The organism is Sphingobacterium sp. CZ-UAM (assembly GCF_002000245.1).
Lineage (GTDB): Bacteria > Bacteroidota > Bacteroidia > Sphingobacteriales > Sphingobacteriaceae > Sphingobacterium.
In genome coordinates this window covers 864,242-879,046 of sequence record NZ_MTCM01000001.1, presented here as the reverse complement: position 1 = coordinate 879,046, position 14,805 = coordinate 864,242, and the positions used below count along the sequence as shown (strand labels likewise).

Annotated in this window: 13 protein-coding genes and 1 tRNA gene; 7 read left to right on the top strand and 7 right to left on the bottom strand. The window is 40.0% G+C overall.

Annotated elements, in window-relative coordinates; translation table 11 throughout:
- The first annotated feature begins 46 nt into the window (after positions 1-46).
- The 3 genes from BWD42_RS03755 to BWD42_RS03745 all read left to right on the top strand — a co-directional run bounded on the left by BWD42_RS03755 (position 47) and on the right by BWD42_RS03745 (position 4,595).
- Positions 47-1,471, top strand: a complete 1,425-nt coding sequence (locus BWD42_RS03755; RefSeq protein WP_077433264.1) for an ATP-dependent RecD-like DNA helicase — start codon at positions 47-49, stop codon at positions 1,469-1,471.
- 89 nt (positions 1,472-1,560) lie between these two features.
- Complete coding sequence (locus BWD42_RS03750; protein ID WP_077433262.1) at positions 1,561-4,047, top strand: S9 family peptidase; 2,487 nt, start codon at positions 1,561-1,563, stop codon at positions 4,045-4,047.
- An 8-nt stretch (positions 4,048-4,055) separates the two neighbouring features.
- Positions 4,056-4,595: a hypothetical protein gene (locus tag BWD42_RS03745; protein WP_139351006.1), complete on the top strand. Its 540-nt coding sequence runs from the start codon at positions 4,056-4,058 to the stop codon at positions 4,593-4,595.
- 30 nt (positions 4,596-4,625) lie between these two features.
- Here the strand turns inward: BWD42_RS03745 and ruvB are convergent, their stop codons facing one another.
- The 5 genes from ruvB to pdxH form a co-directional block, all read right to left on the bottom strand.
- Complete coding sequence (gene ruvB / locus BWD42_RS03740; RefSeq protein WP_077433258.1) at positions 4,626-5,648, bottom strand: Holliday junction branch migration DNA helicase RuvB; 1,023 nt, start codon at positions 5,646-5,648, stop codon at positions 4,626-4,628.
- Between the two features lie 12 nt (positions 5,649-5,660).
- A complete protein-coding gene (locus BWD42_RS03735; protein WP_077435741.1) occupies positions 5,661-6,398 on the bottom strand; it encodes a polyprenol monophosphomannose synthase in 738 nt (245 codons plus the stop codon).
- A 346-nt stretch (positions 6,399-6,744) separates the two neighbouring features.
- Positions 6,745-7,941, bottom strand: a complete 1,197-nt coding sequence (locus BWD42_RS03730) for an NADH-quinone oxidoreductase subunit D (protein WP_077433256.1) — start codon at positions 7,939-7,941, stop codon at positions 6,745-6,747.
- A 5-nt stretch (positions 7,942-7,946) separates the two neighbouring features.
- Positions 7,947-8,435, bottom strand: coding sequence for an NADH-quinone oxidoreductase subunit C (locus BWD42_RS03725; protein WP_077433254.1), 489 nt, complete (start codon positions 8,433-8,435; stop codon positions 7,947-7,949).
- A 1-nt stretch (position 8,436) separates the two neighbouring features.
- The gene (gene pdxH / locus BWD42_RS03720) at positions 8,437-9,090 is read right to left on the bottom strand and encodes a pyridoxamine 5'-phosphate oxidase (RefSeq protein ID WP_077433252.1); all 654 of its coding nucleotides are present in this window, start codon (positions 9,088-9,090) and stop codon (positions 8,437-8,439) included.
- A gap of 156 nt (positions 9,091-9,246) precedes the next feature.
- Between pdxH and BWD42_RS03715 the strand changes: the two genes are divergently transcribed.
- From BWD42_RS03715 to BWD42_RS03700, 3 genes are all read left to right on the top strand, one after another.
- Positions 9,247-9,810, top strand: a complete 564-nt coding sequence (locus BWD42_RS03715; protein WP_077433250.1) for a YqgE/AlgH family protein — start codon at positions 9,247-9,249, stop codon at positions 9,808-9,810.
- A gap of 251 nt (positions 9,811-10,061) precedes the next feature.
- Complete coding sequence (htpG, locus tag BWD42_RS03705; protein WP_077433246.1) at positions 10,062-11,951, top strand: molecular chaperone HtpG; 1,890 nt, start codon at positions 10,062-10,064, stop codon at positions 11,949-11,951.
- A gap of 261 nt (positions 11,952-12,212) precedes the next feature.
- Positions 12,213-12,286, top strand: a tRNA-His gene (locus BWD42_RS03700).
- Between the two features lie 103 nt (positions 12,287-12,389).
- Here BWD42_RS03700 and BWD42_RS03695 read toward each other — a convergent pair.
- Positions 12,390-12,626 carry a hypothetical protein gene (locus BWD42_RS03695; RefSeq protein WP_077433244.1) on the bottom strand — a complete coding sequence of 79 codons (237 nt, stop codon included), beginning with the start codon at positions 12,624-12,626 and terminating at the stop codon, positions 12,390-12,392.
- A 122-nt stretch (positions 12,627-12,748) separates the two neighbouring features.
- On the opposite strand from BWD42_RS03695, the gene BWD42_RS03690 reads away from it, so the two are divergent.
- The gene (locus BWD42_RS03690; RefSeq protein WP_077433242.1) at positions 12,749-13,780 is read left to right on the top strand and encodes a Gfo/Idh/MocA family oxidoreductase; all 1,032 of its coding nucleotides are present in this window, start codon (positions 12,749-12,751) and stop codon (positions 13,778-13,780) included.
- Between the two features lie 128 nt (positions 13,781-13,908).
- Here BWD42_RS03690 and BWD42_RS03685 read toward each other — a convergent pair whose 3' ends face one another.
- Positions 13,909-14,793: a cation diffusion facilitator family transporter gene (locus BWD42_RS03685; RefSeq protein WP_077433240.1), complete on the bottom strand. Its 885-nt coding sequence runs from the start codon at positions 14,791-14,793 to the stop codon at positions 13,909-13,911.
- Between the last annotated feature and the right edge of the window lie 12 nt (positions 14,794-14,805).

Genomic DNA, 14,805 nt, shown 5'->3' with positions numbered 1-14,805 from the left:
TAGCTTTTTCTGAAGGATAAGACAAACCTTTTAAATAACTTTGGGGGTGTTCATCAAAAACCTGTTAATACAACAATTCCCTTGGCAACCGACTGCACAGCAGCTGGAAGCATTCGAGTTATTGGAAGAATTTCTGCTCGCATTTGACAAGCAGTCCTGTTTTGTCCTTAAAGGCTATGCCGGGACCGGAAAAACAACATTAATAGCAGCATTGGTCAAAGTATTGCCTGTGCTAAAAAAACGTGCTGTGCTTCTGGCCCCCACAGGGAGGGCCGCCAAAGTGATGAGCTATTATTCCGGACGAAAAGCACTGACCATCCACAAAAAGATTTATCGAAAGAAATCCGCCATCTCCTTTCAACTGGACTTTACATTAGCAGAGAATTTACACGAGGACACCCTATTTATCGTCGATGAAGCCTCGATGATTTCCAATGAATCGGTAAGTGTATTTTCAAAAAGCCTCTTAAATGACCTTTTCAGATATGTACAATCCGGCAAAAATTGCAGCCTCCTGTTCGTTGGTGATACTGCCCAATTACCGCCGGTGGGTTTATTGGACAGCCCCGCCTTGAACCCCAATTATCTTGAACATGAATTTCATCTCTGTGTGTATCCCTACGAATTGACCACTGTGGTCCGACAGGCTCAAGATTCGGGAATATTGTACAATGCAACAAAAATACGGAACGAGATCATATCCGCTGAGGAAGGACAGCTTGACTTTCCTTTTCCAAAATTCATAACAAAAGGATTTAAAGACCTTTACCGCATGACAGGAGAACGATTGATTGAAGGGATAAATTACGCTTATGATAAATATGGCATTGAAAATACCATGATTATATGCCGTTCAAATCGCTCAGCTAACCTATACAATCAGAATATCCGCAATAGAATACTTTTTAGAGATGAAGAATTAACGGGTGGAGATTACATCATGGTGGTGAAAAACAATTACTTCTGGCTACAGGAAAACAATATGGGCGATGGTTTTATTGCAAATGGTGATATGGCTAAAGTCCGGAAGGTAAGTAATATCCACGAGCAACATGGCTATAGATTCGCGGATGTTACACTCGAATTTGTGGATATTGATGAAATCGAACCCATTACCTGCCGTGTTATCTTGGATAGTCTTTATACGGATGGCCCCAACCTCCCCTATGAAAGTCAAAAAAATCTGTATGAAGAGATTGGTATGGACTATGCAGATATTTTAGATAAGAAAGATCGACTGGAAGCCATTAAAAAAGACCCCTATTATAATGCACTCCAGATTAAATTTGCATTTGCAATTACCTGCCACAAAGCACAAGGTGGCCAATGGCCGATTGTTTTTGTTGACCAGGGCTATATCAATGATGAAATGTTGGATCTTGAATTTCTGCGTTGGTTGTATACCGGCATTACTCGGGCAACAGAGGAACTTTTTTTGGTAAATTTTAATGAAAACTTCTATCCATCATAGGATTATTACATGAATCATTCGTATGACTGTATAATATTGAATATTTTAGTGGCCAAAACCAAGATTACACAATTATCTATATTTATTTGATGCATAAGTTCTATTTTATTTTTGCAGCCAGTTTATTACCCTACTTTAGCTCGGCGCAGCAGATTCCGGAGCATTCGGTAAAACCTAACTATCAATTAGCTGCCAAATTTTCCCCAGAGAAATTAAAAAAAATGATTTTCTCGACGACCATCAAACCAAACTGGATCAACTTCTCAGATCGCTTTTGGTACGATTACGCAAGTCCACAAGGCAAAAATTGGTATATCGTCAATCCATCACTTAAAAAGAAAGAACCTCTTTTTGATAGCGAAAGCGTTGCTGCACAAATAACAAAGATTGTCAAAAATCCCGTTGATGCACAACACCTGGACTTACAAGGCTTAAGATTCACTAAAGATGAAAAAAAGATCAGATTCCAGGTTCAGAGCACGAAAGATACTCTGAAGTCCAAAGATGAGATTGAAAAACTTAAAAACAAGTCAGACACAACAAAGAAAAAGCTCTTTTATTTGGAATATGATTTCGCATCGAAAACAGTAACCGAAATCAGCGATTCTACAAAGGTTAAAGCTCCACTGGCTTGGGCAAGCTTTTCTCCGGACACCAATACGATCTATTTCGCCAAAGACTTTAATCTGTATTGGATGGACAAGGCCAACTATCTCAAAGCAGTCAAAAATGAGAAGGATAGTACGATTGTCGAGCACCAGATCACGAAGGATGGCGTACAATATTACGCTTGGGGTGGCGATGAATATAGTACTACCACGGGCGACGAAAAGGACAAAGACAATGAAACGAAACGTAAACGCGTATGGATAAGCTGGTCACCGGATGGCCGCTATTTTACTTTGACCAGAAAAGATAACCGGTCGTTGCGACCTTTGTGGGTGATCAACAATGTTGGTTCAGCCCGTCCTACCCTGGAGACTTATAAATACCAAATGCCGGGCGAGGTTGATTCAACTGAAACTGAATTCTATATCTTTGAAGCAGCAACAAAGACCCCACGCCGCATAAATATAGACGCTTTTAAAAACCAGACCATTTCCAACTGGACCAAAACCCCGGACAAAAATTCATATAAGGAAGATTATTATATTAACTACTGGCTGGGTAACAACGAAGAATTTTATATTTCACGCTCCAGCCGTGATTTAAAAAGAATAGATCTCCTAAAGGTAAATGTAAATGGAACTGTAAACCCTATTATTCAGGAACGATCCAATGTGTATCTGGATGTTCAAAAACCGCTTTTGACCGAAAATGGCAAGCGATTGGTTCACTGGTCAGAAAGAGATGGATGGGGACATTACTACTACTATGACACGAATGGTAAGCTTCTTAATCAAATCACTAAGGGAAGTTTTCACTGCGAAGAAATTACAGGGATAGATCCGACGACACAGACGCTGTTTTTCACGGCGTCTGGCCGCGAGAAAAATGAAGATCCCTATTACCTCCACCACTATAGCGTCAGTTTGAACGGAAATGGAATTAAACTTCTGAATCCCGGAAACTTTGATCATCAGATTGAAATGAGCGAGTCGTCCAAATATTTTGTAAACAACTCTTCAAGAGTGAATACAGTGCCAGAATCTGTGTTATTGAACAGCAATGGACAAAAGATCATGACTCTCGAAAAGGCCGACCTTTCGCTTTTATTTGCTGCGGGCTATAAATTCCCCGAACCATTTAAGGTAAAAGCCGGAGATGGCACGACGGACCTCTATGGCGTTATGTACAAGCCTTTTGATTTTGACAGCACAAAGACCTACCCCATTGTAGAATATGTTTATCCAGGGCCACAAACAGAGGCTGTCAATAAATCTTTTGGACGTAGCATGGACCGAATCGACCGATTGGCTCAATTTGGCTTTATCGTAGTCACTGTCGGTAACCGAGGTGGTCACCCATCCCGTTCACAATGGTACCATACCTATGGTTATGGCAATCTGCGTGATTATGGATTGGAAGACAAAAAGGTGACAGCGGAACAGCTTGCTGACCGTTATAAATTTATCGACATCAATCGTGTAGGTATCACAGGCCACTCTGGCGGTGGATTTATGTCCACAGCAGCTATGCTTGTTTACCCAGACTTCTTTAAAGTTGCCGTATCCGGAGCCGGCAACCATGAGAATCAGATTTATAACCGCTGGTGGAGCGAGCGCCATCATGGCGTCACAGAAAAAGTATCGGCAAAAGGCGATACCACTTTTTCATACCAGATCAATAAAAATACGGAATTAGCCAAGAATCTAAAAGGAAGGCTCTTGATAGCGACTGGCGATATTGACAACAATGTGCATCCTGCAAACTCGATTCGGATGGTAGACGCACTGATCAAGGCAAATAAACGATTTGATTTCCTGCTCTTACCCGGTCAAAGACATGGATTTGGTGATATGACAGAATATTTCTTCTGGAAAATGGGTGATTATTTCGGTCAATACCTATTGGGGGATTCAAAAATGAACGAAGTCGATATGACAGAGATGAACAGAGAAAAACCTCAAAAGTAAGCGGGTTTATGACCTACACCGACAAAATAAAGTTTTTATCCGTTACCTTAAGATCATTTGAGGTAACGGATTTTTCTTTAGATATGCTCGCGGGCATTAGCCTTCAGGATTTGCTCAGCCTTTCTCTGGAAAAAGATAAAAAGATTTCTTTCCGGGCCGCATGGGTATTCGAAACAATTGTACTAAAGGATACAACTTTGCTACAAGGGCTTTTACCGCAATTCTTTGATAATTTGAAAAACCAGAAAAATTGGAGCTGTCTGAGAAGCTATAGTAAAATTTTGATATACCTGACTTATAAAAAGAATAAGAGCTATCTTCTTGATGACAAGACCGAAGAACAACTCATTGAACACGCTTTTCAATGGATGATAGACCAGAAATGCCCTGTTGCTGTTTTGGTCAATTGCTTGGATATCTTAAATAATCTGAGCAAGAAACATCCTTGGGTAAAAGAAGAACTCCTTGCGCAGATAAGTCATTTTCAAAAGATAAAACCTAGCCCGGCCTTACTAAGCCGTACAAACCGAATCCTCCAAAGAGGCTGAGCAACGCACTTTTTTAATAATTCGTGGAAATTAAAACAAGGTATTCCCTTTTGGATTAGCTGTACGACCGAGGTGTCTATAGGCAGCTTCAGTACATTCACGTCCTCTCGAAGTACGCATAATATAACCTTCCTGAATCAAAAAGGGCTCGTACACCTCTTCGATTGTCCCCTCATCTTCTCCTACAGCTGTAGCAACAGTTTTAAGTCCTACAGGCCCGCCTTTGAATTTATCAATGATTGTTGTCAAGATCTTATTGTCCATTTCATCGAGGCCATTTTCATCCACGTTCAGTGCATTCAGCGCGTATTTCGCAATTTCTTGGTCGATACTTCCATTTCCCTTTATCTGCGCAAAATCTCGTGTACGACGTAATAATGCATTGGCTATCCTTGGTGTGCCCCTACTCCTACGCGCTATTTCATAGGCACCTTCGTCAGAAATCGGTGTATTTAGGATATGTGCAGAACGAAGCACGATGGTGGTCAATAGCTTTGCATCGTAATATTGAAGCCGAGAATTGATCCCAAAACGCGCACGCAATGGAGCTGTTAGCAGACCCGACCGCGTCGTTGCTCCAATAAGTGTAAAAGGATTCAACGAAATCTGCACGGAACGGGCATTAGGGCCTGTTTCCAGCATGATATCGATCTTAAAATCCTCCATCGCTGAATAAAGATACTCTTCCACCAAAGGACTTAAACGATGGATCTCGTCGATAAACAGTACGTCGCCCTCCTCCAGATTTGTCAATAGCCCCGCCAGATCTCCCGGCTTGTCCAATACAGGGCCTGAAGTAATTTTTATACCCACCCCCATTTCATTCGCAATAATATGCGAAAGGGTCGTTTTCCCCAGTCCCGGAGGACCATGTAATAAGACGTGATCCAACGCTTCTCCTCGCAATCGCGCAGCTTTCACAAAAATATTTAGATTCTCCAATATTTTTGCCTGCCCCGTGAAATCTTCAAAAACCTGAGGACGCAATGCCCGTTCGATATCGCGATCGGTATTGCTCAAACGTTCAGGATTTGGATCTAAATTCTCGTTCATCAACCAATAACATTAATTTCTATTATACCTTTTCCCAAGACTTCCCAATTTCAGCTGGATCACACCAAAAAAAGCCTCCTTAAAGATACTTGTACTCATTTTGGACGTACCCTCAGTTCTATCCGTAAATATAATAGGAACTTCCACAACATCAAAACCATATTGAATGGCCGTAAACTTCATCTCAATCTGGAAAGCATAACCTACAAATTTAATTTTGTCTAAAGGAATAGTCTTCAAAACCTCCCGTGTAAAACAGACAAAACCAGCCGTAGCATCCTGAATTTTAATTCCAGTAATAAAACGTACATATACAGATGCAAAATAGGACATCAATACACGGCTCATTGGCCAGTTGACAACATTTACGCCTTTAATATACCGGGACCCTATACTCATATCAGCACCATCCACACAGGCTTGTCTCAAACGGATCAAATCCTCCGGATTGTGACTGAAGTCCGCATCCATTTCAAAGATATACTGATAATGCGCTCTCGCTAGTCCCCATTTAAATCCATGGATATAGGCGGTCCCTAAGCCCAATTTTCCTTTCCGTTCTTCTATAAATAAACGGTCAGAAAACTCATTCAACTGTAAATTTTTTACGATATCCGCCGTACCATCAGGTGACCCGTCGTCTACAATCAGAATATCAAATGCGTGTGATAAGGAAAAAACTTTGCGAATAATCTTTTCAATATTTTCCTTTTCGTTATATGTTGGAATAATTACTAAACTCTCCGCCACTTTCAATTATTTAAGACCAGTAAAGGTAACAATTTAAGCCAAATTCTTAGAGAGAATTTGGCTTAAATTGTTACAAAAAGCATCCTTGGAAGGAATAGCAACAGTACTGCCCCGCACTGAACAATAAAGTATCTGATGGTCAAAACAAGATGGCTAACAAAAGAAAAGCCCGCTACTATGGGAGTAACGAGCTTTCATTAACCAATTATAAACTTAAATTATGAGACTGCAAATATGGAGAATATTGCTTATATATGCAAATTTTAATGCGTTTTCATGCAACATTTTCAATACAAAGTCTCAATTTATAGCAAAACCATTTGACAGTATGCATAATTCTGCAATTTTATCGATCGACTTCTCCGAGAACAATATCAATTGATCCCAGTATGGCGATAAGATCAGCAATTAACACCCCTTTTCCTAACTCGGAAATCACGGAAAGGTTGTTGAAACTTGGCCCGCGTGATTTTACGCGTAAAGGAATATCAGATTTTTCTTTGGTTACAAAATAAAAACCGAGTTCGCCCTTCGGATTTTCTGCACGCACATAGTAATCCTGTGCTTTTAAATTCACTTTTTTTGGAACGAGCGCGCGGGGATCAAAATCCGGAGTGCGTTTAAAATCTTTCTGTAGCCGCTCAAGACATTGTTCAACGATACGAACGGACTCATGCACTTCATCTACCCTAACTTTATAGCGATCCCAGCAATCTCCCACGCTACCCATCCCCCCTTTTCCCACTGGAATCTCAAAGTCTATCTCCGGATAAACGGAATAGCCATCAATTCGCCTCAAATCCCATTTAATGCCAGATGCGCGCAACATCGGACCGGAAACACCATAATTGATAGCAACATCAGCAGGTAAGACACCGATATTCGCAGTCCTAGATATAAATATCTGATTCTGTGTCAGTATCTGATCCAATTCAACCAATTTCGGTTTAAAATAGTTAATAAATTCTGCACAACGCGCTTCAAAACCAACAGGAAGGTCATAAAAAAGACCACCGACCCAGATGTAATTATATAACATACGCGATCCGGATGCCCATTCCAACATATTCATAATATGTTCGCGATCTCTAAAACACCATAGAAAGGGAGTTGTAGCACCAATGTCGATACCGTAGGTACCGATTGCAATCAGGTGTGATGCAATACGATTGAGTTCGCAGACCAATACCCGAATATATTCTATTCTTTTGGGAATTTTACTATCTAGCCCCAACATGCGCTCCACCCCCATGACAAATGCATGACTATTGTTCATTGATGCCAAATAATCTAGTCGATCGGTAAATGGAATTGTCTTCGCATAGTTTAGAGACTCAGCGTGCTTGTCAAAGCATCGGTGCAAATAGCCCAGATGCGGAACGACTTCCTTGACAATTTCGCCGTCCGTGATCAACTGCAAACGCAATACACCATGTGTTGAAGGGTGCTGCGGCCCCATATTCAAGACCATCTCCTGCGCTGAAATTTCCGTAAGATGCCTTTCATAACGATCTAATGCCTCTTTATACTTTGGATTTGCCATACAGATCAATTTATGTTAATGCCATGATATTTCTCAGCCTCCTGATAGTCCTTTCGAAGTGGATACCCCTCCCAATCATCGGGCAGGAGAATCCGTCGCAGGTCGGGATGTCCAGCGAAATAAATCCCCATCAGATCAAAAGCTTCCCTTTCGTGCCAGTCCGCCGTACGCCAAATTGAAGTAACCGATGGAATTTCAGGTAACTCATCCAATGAACGGTTGCCCTCCAGTTCCACTTTTAAAACCAGTGTATGTTGATAAGGTAGGGAACTCAGGTGATAGACAACTGTAAAGTGATCTTCATAATCTACTGCTGTAATATTGCTCAAAAAGTCAAAATAAAGACCTTCAGCATCCTTAAGAAATGAGCATACAGAAATTAGGTCCTTTGTATGGATAAACAAAGCTGGCTGTAGGCCCGCAACCTCCTCTTTCATTATTATTGAATCTCCCAATGAGGAAACCAGTTGTAATTTAATCTCTTCAAATGTCATATTATGGAGCTAGACGCGTGATTTTCCAAGAATCTGATACCTTTTTATAGACGATGCGGTCGTGAAGACGACTAGCACGCCCCTGCCAAAATTCGAAATAGATGGGTTTTAAATTATACCCCCCCCAATGTGCTGGCCTGGGGATAAGCTCATCATTGCCATATTGATCCAAAAGTTCTTCGACTCTACTCTCCAGAAAATTCCGGTTTGGGATCTCACGACTCTGCGGTGATGCTAAAGCACCTATGCGACTACCTTTGGGACGCGATTGAAAATATTCATCCGAATCCGATTCATTCACAAATTCAATAACTCCTTCAATGCGGATTTGTCGTTGTAACTCGGGCCAGAAAAATAAAAGCGCCGCATGCGGATTGTCTTTTATATCCTCTCCTTTCCGACTTTCATAATTGGTAAAGAACACTAAGCCACCATCTGAAATATCTTTTAATAACACAATCCTTGATGAAGGCAAATGTTGTGACGACACCGTGGACAATACCATCGCATTGGGTTCAATCACCTCACTATGTATTGCCTCATCAAACCACTTTTTGAACTGGCGGATGGGATCATGATCCACATCCGATTCAGAGAGGTTACCCAATACGTAATCTTGTCTGATCGCTGCAATATCTTTATGTTGAATGGACATAGAAATCTATTTTTATATTCGTACAAACTTACTAAAATCATTGCTTTTTCTCTATAAACTTAGTAGAAATTACCAAAAACGTTTTTTTTGGCATAGATCTCGCATACGTTAAATAAAAAAGGATTTATTTACAATGTACACTTAATTCTGTATCCTATGTTTAACGAATTAGATCCACAAAAAGGAAGTTTATTAATCTCGGAGCCATTTATGCTGGATCCCCGGTTTTTAAGGTCTGTTATCCTGTTATGCGACCATAACACGGAGGGAAGTCTGGGTTTTGTACTGAATAATAAGACCAATGTTCAAATTGGCCAATTATTGGAGCCAATACCAGCCTGTACTTTCCCGATCTATCTTGGCGGACCGGTGGCACAAGAAAGTCTTTTCTTTGTACACAGCCGATTTGATCTTCTACTGAGCGGCGAAGAAGTGGCACCGAATCTTTATTTTGGTGGTGATGAAGAAAAGCTTATTGACGCCATTCGGCAGGATCAGATTAAATATGATGAAATTAAGTTTTTCATTGGCTATTCCGGTTGGTCGAGTGGTCAATTGGACAATGAAATTAAGGGAAATAGTTGGGCCGTTCAAAATAAATACCATCATGATATTATTTTTGAAGGAAATGGTGAACTGCTTTGGAAAGATGCCATTATCGGCCTTGGGCCAAAATACGCCCATGTCGCAAATTTTCCACGCAGCCCAGAATTAAATTAAGCTATTTGTAAATCAAAACCGTTCTGTTTTTGATCAAATACTCCATATTTGCTTACTTCTCACGTGAGCTTCAATATCTTTTCCTATTTAAATCAGCTGCTTGACAGTGATTCGAATTCGGTGACTTCCGTATTATTGAACGTTTATGACAAAATGAATGAATTTCTGCCATCCTGTCCTACTATCGCCATTTGGAACACGGATTGTACACTCATCAACAAAATCATAAAATTAAATATCGACATAAAATTATGAATCCAGAAAAAGGTAGTATTTCAATCCACACGGAGAACATATTTCCCGTAATCAAAAAATTCTTATACTCAGATAATGAGATTTTCTTGCGCGAACTGGTATCTAATGCAGTTGATGCTTCCCAAAAGATCAAACGTTTGGCATCTTTGGGGCAATACAATGGCGAAACAGGTGAATTAATCGTAGACGTCAAGTTTGATGAGGCGGCAAAAACCATTACGATTTCGGACAACGGTATTGGTATGACTGCCGAGGAAATCAAAAAATATATTAATCAAATCGCCTTTTCTGGTGCAACAGAGTTCATGGAGAAATTCAAGGAAGCCAATGATGCAAACGAAATTATCGGTCGCTTTGGTTTAGGTTTCTATTCCGCATTTATGGTGGCTGACACGGTAGAAATTCAATCCCTATCTTATCAGGATGGAGCCGAACCAGCACATTGGACATGTGACGGCAGTACCTCATATGAAATTTCTACAGGAACTAGAACAACACGTGGTACAGATGTTATTCTGCATGTCAATGACGAGTCCACTGAGTTTTTGAGCCAAGCACGTCTACAGGATATCTTAGATAAATATGCAAAGTTCCTTCCGATCCCTATTCGTTTTGGCACAAAGACAAGCTCTGAGCCAGATGGAGAAGATGAGGAGGGTAAACCAAAATATAAATCTGTAGAAGTTGACAATATCATCAACAATACAAATCCAGCATGGACGAAGGCTCCTTCCGAATTAAAAGATGAGGATTATCTCGCATTTTACCGCGAACTATATCCATATTCCATGGATGAACCATTATTTTGGATCCACCTTAATGTAGACTATCCATTTAATCTGACGGGTATACTTTACTTCCCTAAAGTGAAAAATGAGCTTGAGATCCAACGCAACAAGATCAAGCTTTACTCACGTCAGGTATTTATCACGGATGAAGTAAAAGATATCGTACCTGAATTCCTGATGTTGCTTCACGGGGTAATTGATTCACCGGATATCCCATTAAATGTATCGCGCTCTTTCTTGCAGGCCGACAGCAATGTCAAGAAGATCAATAGCTACATCACCAAAAAAGTGGCTGATAAATTAAATGAAATATTCAAAACTGACCGTAAAGGCTTTGAGGAGAAATGGACAGATATCGGCTTGTTTATCAAATATGGTATGCTAAGCGATGAAAAGTTCGCAGAGAAAGCTAGTGACTTCTGTTTGGTAAAAAATACCGGTAATGAGAGCTTTACCATAAAGGAATATTATGAAAAGGTAAAAGATATCCAAGTTGATAAAGACGGTAACATCATTTACCTATATACACATGATCCTGCACAGCAAGATGGCTTTATTCAAACGGCGTTAAACAAAGGATATGATGTACTGGTACTCGATGGACCGCTCGACACACATTTTACATCTTACTTGGAGCAAAAGGGTGGCGAAAAAGTTCAACTTAAACGTGTAGATGCAGACGTAATTGATAAACTTATTCAAAAAGATGAAAAGATCGAACTTTCATTATCTGAAGAAGAGTCCAAAAAAACTTTGGAAGTTTTTGAAAAAGCGATCGCTCGTCAGGATATGAAAGTTGAGGTAGATGCTCTCCGTGAAAATGACCTACCTGTATCCGTTACCATAGATGAGTTTATGCGCCGTATGAAAGATATGGCAAAAACTGGCGGTGGTATGAATTTTTATGGTTCATTGCCGGATAATTATAAAGTAACGGTAAATGGTAATCACCCTTTAATCAAAAGAATTTTATCTTCTTCTGATGAAGAAAGTGCGAAATTGGCGAAACAAGCTTTCGATTTAGCGCTCTTATCGAGAGGGTTGTTATCAGGTGCGGATCTAACATCGTTTGTAAAAAGAAGCGTTGAAATGATTTAATACAGCGAAAAACCGTATAAAAAAAGCAATCGCCCAAATTGGACGATTGCTTTTTTTATGCATTTTAATTTCATAATCCAACAAACCATGCGCCTAATTTCAATAAAATTCTCAAATCGGGATTATTAAACCATTAGCATCGTTTTTTATTAAAATTTAATAAACTAATCTTCACCCAGTTGGCCTTAACCGCGGTTTTTTTTTATTCAAATATTTGGAGGGAATAGGGTTTAATCGTACTTTTGTATCATCAAAATCACGGTAGGTATAGCTCAGTTGGTTAGAGCACTAGATTGTGGTTCTAGGGGTCGTCGGTTCGAGCCCGATTACTTACCCAAAAGGGCAAATCAAAATATATTGGTTTGCCCTTTTTTATTCTTCTACCTTCCATAATTTTATTCGACCGCTTTTCATTTAAACGCTCTTTCTGTATAATTTTTACCAATAAGTATTCTCTGAAGTCGTGTGGATTTGCCCGCGAAAGGCTACTCCTTGAATACGCGCTGTGGCAAGTTCATGCAAGATGTCCTTTTGTACCGTAGCATCTAACATAATCCTTAATATTCTGTACAACAGCTTTAATGAAAAAGCGTACCACATAAATTCATAGGCTGGAAAAAAACTGCCATAATGTGATTTTCTGAAAGAAATCAGTATATATTTAGTAGAATCCATAAAATAAAAGCGCGATATGCTTATATTTATACCTGACCTTTCCTGGGTCTGACAGTTAGTAGAATTGATTGTAGAAGAATGTTCAACAGCAAATAATCTTGCATCAACCAGATCAGATACAAATGAAAAATACGAAGATCAATACCGGAATTTTAAGCTTTGGTATGTCGGGACGTGTCTTCCACGCGCCTTTCATCCACTGCAATCCGCATTTTAACTTAGTTGCCGTTGTCGAGCGCACACAGAAAATAGCGCAGGAACTTTATCCCGAAATCAAAAGTTATGATACCGTGGCTCAATTATTGGCAGACGACACAATAACACTTGTCATTGTAAACACACCGAATCATACACATTTCGAGCTTGCGACAGAGGCTTTAAAAGCAGGAAAACATGTCCTGATCGAGAAACCCGTAGTTGAAAATATAGCACAGTTCAACCAACTTTCCGAAACCAGTAAAAAAACCGGACAGCGCATTTTCTTCTATCAAAACAGACGTTATGATAGCCATTTTCTCGATGTAAAGAAAGTGATAGAAAGTGGCGATCTTGGCAAGTTAACAGAAGTGTCTTTTCGCTTCGACCGTTATAAAATAGAATTAGGCCAAAAATATTTCAAGGAAAATAACCAGTACATCTCAAGTGGACTTACATACGATCTAGGCCCACATATTATTGATCAGGCAATTTCACTCTTTGGAAAACCATTAAAATTCAGTAAAACAACGGCAGTTAATCGACCTGGCTCCCAAGTTGCGGATTACTTCCATTATCATTTACGTTATCCCGATGAGCTGAACGTATTTCTAACAGGGAGTCTCGCTGTGGCCGAGCCTCTACCCGCTTTTATTGTACATGGTACGAAAGGTAGTTTTATAAAAACGATGGCTGATGTACAAGAGCAGCAACTAATAGATGGCATGCTTCCCGATAATCTGGCCTACGGAGTTGAACCAAATGGCAGTGCGGGTAAGCTAGTGACTGTAGATAGCACAAATCAAAAACATATTTCTTACCCCGCCCCACATAAAGGAGATTACAATCTGTTATTCAACGCCATCTATGAGAATCTTGCACATGATGTCGAATATCCGATTACAATAGATCACATCAGATGGCAGATTGAAATGTTATCCGCTGATGACAACCTGTAATATGTGCTTATTGAGTAACCTGAAATTATAAGACAAAAATAACTGCGTTTTATACAAAAACCATCCCAATGCTCTTGGGATGGTTCGCGACAGGTTACGAATATGTGGCTCCCATCAAGCCTAGCATTTCAATTTGTGTATGCGCTCGGTTCGATATGAATCATCACATGACCGAGATCAGGTATATGTTCAGTCAGATGGTCTTTAAGCTGATGAGCCAACGTATGCCCCTCTCTCACGGTAATTTCACTATCCACAATAGCATGTAGGTCAACGTGGTATTTTGTACCCGATTTGCGCACGTAGCATTTTTCCGTAGCTTCTATACCCGTGACCTCCAACGCATACTTCCGGATATCGTCAATAACTTCTTCGTAAACATTTTCATCCATGATCTCACCAAGAGCAGGTCTAAAAATATGATAACAATTATATAAAATAAAGCCAGCTGCAAATAGCGCTGCATAATCATCCGCATTTTCATACCCTTTACCTAATACTAAAGCGATAGATATACCAATAAAAGCGGCCACTGAGGTAATCGCATCGCTTCGATGATGCCATGCATCCGCTTTCAGCGAAGAACTATTGGTCTCACGGCTCTTTTTCATAACGATTCTATAGGAACATTCCTTCCATATAATAATCCCCCCTAAGACGATTAATGTCCATGGTTTAGGCAATTCATGAGGTGTCCCAATATTTTCGATGCTTTCATAGGCAATAATCGTCGCTGAAACAATGAGAAAACCTACAACGATAAAAGTAATCAGCGGTTCTACCCTTCCATGTCCATAAGGATGATTTTCATCCGCAGGCCGCTGCGCATATTTTAATCCAAGGAGCACTAAAAAGGAAGAAAAAATATCAGCTGTGGATTCAATAGCATCTGCTATAAGTGCATATGAATTCCCAAAAAAACCGGCCAACCACTTCAGCAAAGCTAACATTGCATTTCCGACAATACTGAAATAAGTAGTTTTTATTGCTGTATGCTCTTTGAATTCAGACATATTACTATTATT